Origin of the sequence: Streptomyces alkaliterrae, assembly GCF_007097205.2 — a bacterium.
Classification (GTDB): Bacteria; Actinomycetota; Actinomycetes; order Streptomycetales; family Streptomycetaceae; genus Streptomyces; species Streptomyces alkaliterrae.
The window spans coordinates 1-1,707 of the sequence record NZ_VJYK02000550.1 but is presented as its reverse complement, the minus strand read 5'-3'; the positions used below and the strand labels follow the sequence as shown (position 1 = coordinate 1,707).

Below are 1,707 nucleotides of genomic sequence, written 5' to 3'. Positions count from 1 at the left end.
CCGCCCAGCCGCCCAGCCGCCTAGCCGCCTAGCCCAGCCCAGCCGCCGCAGCCGCACGCCGCTGCCGCACGCCAAGGCCCGGCAACGTGGCCCGCACTCCCCGACACCCAGGTCAGCGCCACGCCGTTCTCCACTACACACTCGGTGTATACCTCGTGTGTATAGTCGACTCGTCCGATCACGGTCGTCCGGCGAAAGGCACACATGTACAGCAAGGCCTTCGCGCCCGAGTACCAGGGCGCGCTCACCACCCTGTCGGTGAACTCCTCACTGACCGACGTACTCGCCGAGGGCCTCGCCCAGCTCAGAGACGCCGAACGCGCCGGCTCCCGGGAGGAGGCCGCCCGCGCCCTGCTCGCCGTCGCGGAGGCACACCGCCGCCTCGGCAACGTCGCGGAAGCCGACCGCGCCTGGAAGACCGGTTACCGCACCGCCCGATCGGTCGGCGCGCTCGGCACGATGGCCTGGGCGCTGTGGAGCGGCGGCACCCTCGCCCGCCAACGCGGCTTCTTCAACCTCGCCTACCGCCTCCTCGCGCACGCCGCCGACCTCGGCAAACGCGGTAACGACGTCGTCGCCCGCGGCTACTCTCTCGCCGGAATGGCCGAAACCGGCCGAATACAGGGCGACTACCGGACCGTCGCCGCCCTCCACGAGAAGCTGCTCGCCGAAGCCCGCCGCCGCGGTGAGGCGCGCCACACCGTCTGGGCGCTCGAAGGCATCGCCCAGATCCACCGCAACACCGGCTCCTACGACACCGCACTCGCCATGTTCGAGGAGGCCGCGGAGATAGCCGCGAAGGCCGACGACCAGCGCGGTCGAGCATGGGCCCTGCGCGGCATTGCCGACGTGCTCTCCGTCCGCGACGGCGCCACCGAGCGGGCCCTCGCCCTCCTCTCCGAGGCCGAGGCCACCTGCCGCGAGATGAACCTCTCCAGCGCCCTCGCCTACAACCACAAGATGCGCGGCAACGTCCTCTACCGCGCCGCCCGCTACGACGAGGCGCGGGCCGTCTACCACCAGGCGCTGACAGAGTTCGAAGCGATGAGCGAACCGCGCGGTACCGCGCTCTCCCGTCTCGGCCTCGTCAAGTCCCTCGCCCACCTCGGCCGCGACCGTTCCTCGACGATCTCCGACCTCGCAGAACTCCGCCGCACCTTCGACCGCATTGGCCTGCGCCACGCCCGCGACATGGCGGACCGCGCACTCGTCGAGTTCCAGCCCACCGCGCCGCAACCGGCCACCGCTTCCCAGCGCCCGGCCCTCCGGGAGGTCGCCGTCCGATGACGACCACAGCCCCGGCCCAGACCCCGACCGCCGAGCAAGTCCTCACCCGCTGCCGCGACCTGACCCGTCCCGCTCTGAGGTCGGCCGTTCGCAGCCTCCATGCCTGGCCGGCCCGGATGGCCGCCTACTCACTCGGCTGGTGCGACCGCGACGGCACCCCCACCCTCGACCCCCGCGCCGAAGGCAAAGGCCTGCGCCCCACGCTGACCATCCTCGCCGCCGAAGCCGCCGGCGCCCGGACCCACACGGCGATACCCGGCGCCGTCGCCGTCGAACTCGTGCACGTCTTCTCCCTCCTGCACGACGACATCATGGACGGCGACGAAAAGCGGCGGCAGCGCGACACCGCCTGGAAGACCTACGGCACAGGCCCCGCCGTCCTCGCCGGCGACGCCCTCTTCGCACTCGCCGTCGAAACCC

At 72.2% G+C, this 1,707-nt stretch carries 2 protein-coding genes; both read left to right on the top strand.

The features are described 5' to 3' along the window. Positions 1-204 precede the first annotated feature (204 nt). The gene (locus FNX44_RS26630; protein WP_143651530.1) at positions 205-1,287 is read left to right on the top strand and encodes a tetratricopeptide repeat protein; all 1,083 of its coding nucleotides are present in this window, start codon (positions 205-207) and stop codon (positions 1,285-1,287) included. Beyond that, positions 1,284-1,707: polyprenyl synthetase family protein (locus FNX44_RS26625; protein WP_173019306.1), on the top strand; the 424-nt coding region annotated here is incomplete at its 3' end. The genes FNX44_RS26630 and FNX44_RS26625, both read left to right, overlap by 4 nt.

Coding starts and splice junctions, on each gene's coding strand:
- FNX44_RS26630 (WP_143651530.1), top strand. CDS start 205: ATGTACAGCAAGGCCTTCGCGCCCGAGTACCAGGGCGCGCTCACCACC.